At 37.2% G+C, this 4140-nt stretch carries 4 protein-coding genes; 2 read left to right on the top strand and 2 right to left on the bottom strand.

The genetic code is table 11. From position 1 onward, the window contains the following. Positions 1–1360: PKD domain-containing protein (locus QZ657_RS02800; RefSeq protein WP_291964846.1), on the top strand; the 1360-nt coding region annotated here is incomplete at its 5' end. A gap of 2 nt (positions 1361–1362) precedes the next feature. Here the strand turns inward: QZ657_RS02800 and QZ657_RS02805 are convergent. Together QZ657_RS02805 and QZ657_RS02810 are read right to left on the bottom strand one after the other, a co-directional pair. Then, complete coding sequence (locus tag QZ657_RS02805) at positions 1363–2103, bottom strand: tyrosine-protein phosphatase (RefSeq protein WP_291963571.1); 741 nt, start codon at positions 2101–2103, stop codon at positions 1363–1365. A gap of 299 nt (positions 2104–2402) precedes the next feature. Beyond that, a complete protein-coding gene (locus QZ657_RS02810; protein ID WP_291964848.1) occupies positions 2403–3140 on the bottom strand; it encodes a helical backbone metal receptor in 738 nt (245 codons plus the stop codon). A gap of 305 nt (positions 3141–3445) precedes the next feature. Between QZ657_RS02810 and QZ657_RS02815 the strand changes: the two genes are divergently transcribed. Continuing rightward, positions 3446–4140: cobalamin B12-binding domain-containing protein (locus QZ657_RS02815; protein WP_291964849.1), on the top strand; the 695-nt coding region annotated here is incomplete at its 3' end.

The following is a 4140-nucleotide window of genomic DNA, read 5'->3' on the forward strand; positions in this document are numbered from 1 at the left end:
CTGGCTGTTCACGAACTATGCCTCGCAAAACCCGGGAACGGTCTATTACGATAACCTTAGTATCGTGAACCTGTCCAAAACGGAAACGGATTCGCCCCCGTTATCGCAAGCGACGGCCTCTACGTTGCAAGGGCCTTCGCCATTGACCGTGGACTTCAACGGCTCTTCCTCGTCCGACGACAACGGTATAGTTTCCTATGAATGGGATTTTGGCGATGGCGATACCGGTAGCGGTGTCCAGCTCTCACATGTGTATACTTCGTCTGGAACATATAATGCCGTACTGACGGTAACGGACTCGTCGGGACAGACGGCAACGGACACGTTGGAGATCACGGTTGAGCCTTCCCTGGGTTCCCCGGTATCCATATCCTCCGGAAGCCCGCTTAGCGGGGAGATTCCCCTTATGGTGGATTTCATCGGAAGTGATTCTACCGACGATGTTGGCATAACGAGCTATTTCTGGGATTTTGGCGACGGTGGCAGCTCCGATTTTCCGGACCCAGTGTACGATTATGTCAATGCGGGCATCTATACGGCGACCTTGACGGTGACCGACGAGGACGGAAATTCCTCGGTGAGCAGCCTTGAGGTGGAGGCTATCGACGGGAGTGTCCCGCCTGTATGCGAAGATCATCTTATCAACGATTCGGCCGGTATCGTGCTGCCCTCGGGAACTATGGTCGGCGGTCCCGATACGGTATCGGGCACCTCGGATGTCACGAACGGATCTGAGTGTGCGCTGGAGATATCCAACGTTGACGGTGGCCAGCCCTGGGGCCGCTACCGCGTATCGCTGGACCTTGACGTATTGGGCATAGATGCGGGCGACGAGCTATCGGTCTCCCTTGATGCCGAGGGGAGCACTGGAATCCCCAGGATAGAGGTGAACCGCAACAACCAGGCGAACACGGCATTGCTCTCGCATACCTTCGGTAGCGGATGGAGCACCTATAGCGGCACGTTTGTCGTACCGGCAAACCTTACCACTCTGGATATCTGGCTGTTCACGAACTATGCCTCGCAAAACCCGGGAACGGTCTATTACGATAACTTTAAAATAGAAAGGATAAATACGACGACTGCGAAATGTGTTGTGTCATCTAAACCCAATTCATTTGATCTTTATCCTAATCCTAGTTTTGATATTGTTACTTTGAATAATTTAGAGGAAATTCAAATCAAAGAAATTTATATTTACGATATCACGGGAAGATTAATTAAAAATATTAAACCTAAAATAGCACAAGCAGATTTAAATGTGACAATAGATTTGTATGATTTTACCGAAGGATATTACATCCTTACTATTCTCGATGTACATGGTGAGAGATATCAAAAAGAACTTTTAATTAAATAAGACTATTTAAAACTATAAATGGTCTTAGTGATAATTGGGAATAATAAATCTAGTAAAGAAGTAGTGACCGTTATTTTTTTCAATTGATTTATATGATTAATGGAGTGTGTGTCACTTGCAATAAAATCAATTAAATTTTCCTTGATCAAATGAATTGCCACTTTGTTTACATCTTTACCGTAATAATTGCTTAAGGATAACATATTTAATTGAAAAAATACACCATTTTCCTTTATTCTATTCAGTTTTTTTAATTTACTATGAAAATACACATAACGCTCTGGGTGCGCCAAAATGGTAGAGTAATTTGAACTTTTAATTTTTTTTACGGCTTCGTCAAAATTAATGGAGGCTTGTAAATAAGACATTTCTACCAATAAGTAATTTTTAGCTAAAGGCATAATATTCTTTTCTTCAAGAATTTTTTCAAAACCAGAATCGATCATATGTTCTGCCGCAGCCTCAATATGTACGTGCTCTAAATTATTCATTTTTAAAGCATTTTTTAGTAGAGATAGAGAGCTGTTAATTGTATTGGGGTTGTTAGGGTGGTAATTTTCCATTATATGCGGAGTACAGATAAAATCGGTTACTCCAAAATCATTGAAACCTTTTATAAGTTCAATAGAATTCTCAACAGTTTTTGCGCCATCATCTATTCCAGGTAAAATGTGATTGTGAATATCTATAAATCCTTCTAAATGATCAATTAAGAAATGTTTTTTAGAGAAAAAGCTGAACATAAATTGAAATTAGGTTTTTAGTTATCTGAGGCTTTATTTTAAAACAAAGTTACTATTTATTACCATTATAGGTATTTAAGAAAACTTCAATATCTAATTGGCATTCTTTTATCAACAGTATGCTACCACATCTCTATAGCAATTAGCTATTTAAGTCATATATTATTTTAAACAAGCTGTTTAAAATATAGCCAGGTTTTTTATTGGCACCGCCAAAAGGTACAATACTCCTAGACTTGCCTCGAAATAAAATGATAATATCTTTGAATGCATCATGGGCTTGCCCTGAGGCGTTTTACTTAAGTATGTAATTGTCTAGACCCATACCAAGAAAAAAATTCTCCGTCAACTAATTCTACTTCCGTATTGTTAAGAAATTTCTTGATTGTATTTAGGTGTACTTCTTTAAAAGGAAAAGGTTCTGATGATAATAATACCACATCAGGATTGTGTTCTCTGATTTCCTCTAAAGTTATGATAGGGTAGCGCTTTTGGTTTGCGTATGTATTGATGTATCCACATCGGTGAAGTATGTCGCTAATATAGGTATCGCCACCTACGGTCATAAATGGGTCTTTCCAAATTAAGTATATGGCTTTTTTCTTAGGTTTCTTTGGCTTTAAGTTGTTGATTAATAGATCGGTAATTTCAGAAGCTCTAGTAGCATGATCTGTTATTAAACCAATTTGTTCAATCATTTTTAGACTATCGTCAAAAGTTTTTACATCACTTACCCATACTGGAACAGATGAGCTTAAAAATGATATTTGTTCTTTGTTATTCTCTTCTTTGTTCGCTAGAATTAAATCGGGATGTAAATCTAGAATTTTTTTCAAATTCAAATCTTTAGTTCCTCCGATCATCTGTTTTGTGAGATATGGCTTATTAGGGTGTATGCAGAATTTGGTGCAGCCAACCACATTATCGCCTAACCCTAAATCAAACAATAATTCTGTAATAGAGGGTACTAGGCAAACTATTCTAGATGGAGTGCTGGGAATATTAATTAGAGTTCCTAGTTGATCAGTATACATCATTTGTAAAGCACTAAAAAAGAATTTGTAAATCTACCATTTTTTATAAGCCATGTATTAAGGTGATTAATAATCATATTTGTAAAATGTCAATTCTTTAAATTTTGAATCAATAATTATTAATTAATCATATTATAGGATTAGAATCGATAAAAATTTAAAAAATACTAAATTTAATCTCTATTTTCGTAGACCGCAAAATTGTTGTTGCAACATCAAAAAAAGATGTGAGAACAATTTTTGTAGCAAGTTGGAATACTATGAATTTTATAAATCCATCTAACGGAAAAACAAACTGAGCATTCAAAATGAACGATACTATTCAAACCCCTTATAAACCAATTAATCATATACGAATTGTTACCGCGGCATCCCTTTTTGATGGACATGATGCAGCTATAAACATTATGCGTAGAATTATTCAATCTACTGGATGTGAGGTTATTCATTTAGGACATAACCGTTCGGTACAAGAAATTGTTGATTGTGCTATTCAAGAAGATGTGCAGGCAATCGCAATAACTTCTTATCAAGGCGGGCATGTTGAGTATTTTAAATATATGTATGATTTGTTGAAGGAGAGAGGGGCATCTCAAATTAAAATATTTGGCGGCGGCGGCGGTACTATTCTTCCTGAGGAAATTGAAGAACTACATGCTTATGGTATTGAAAGAATTTATTCGCCAGATGATGGTCGTGAAATGGGACTTCAAGGCATGATCAATGACCTCATAGAAAAAAGTGATTTTGCGGTAGGAGAAATTCTTGCTCAAGAATCAAAAAAATTAGAACAACTTAGTTATGCAGATATAGCAAAACTTATTTCTTGTGCCGAGAATTTTCCGCAAAAACATGAAGATGTTTTAAATAACATTAGGCAAAAAGTTAAAACCAAAAATATTGCTCCTGTTTTAGGTATAACCGGTACGGGAGGTTCAGGAAAATCTTCTTTGGTAGATGAACTGGTTCGTCGTTTTCTTGCCGATTTTGATGATAAAAAGAT

It is taken from the genome of Maribacter sp. (assembly GCA_020629415.1).
Classification (GTDB): Bacteria; Bacteroidota; Bacteroidia; order Flavobacteriales; family Flavobacteriaceae; genus Maribacter; species Maribacter huludaoensis.

Excerpts from the sequence above, each read along its gene's own strand:
- QZ657_RS02810 (WP_291964848.1), bottom strand. The coding sequence starts at position 3,140 with ATGATGTATACTGATCAACTAGGAACTCTAATTAATATTCCCAGCACT.
- QZ657_RS02805 (WP_291963571.1), bottom strand. The coding sequence starts at position 2,103 with ATGTTCAGCTTTTTCTCTAAAAAACATTTCTTAATTGATCATTTAGAA.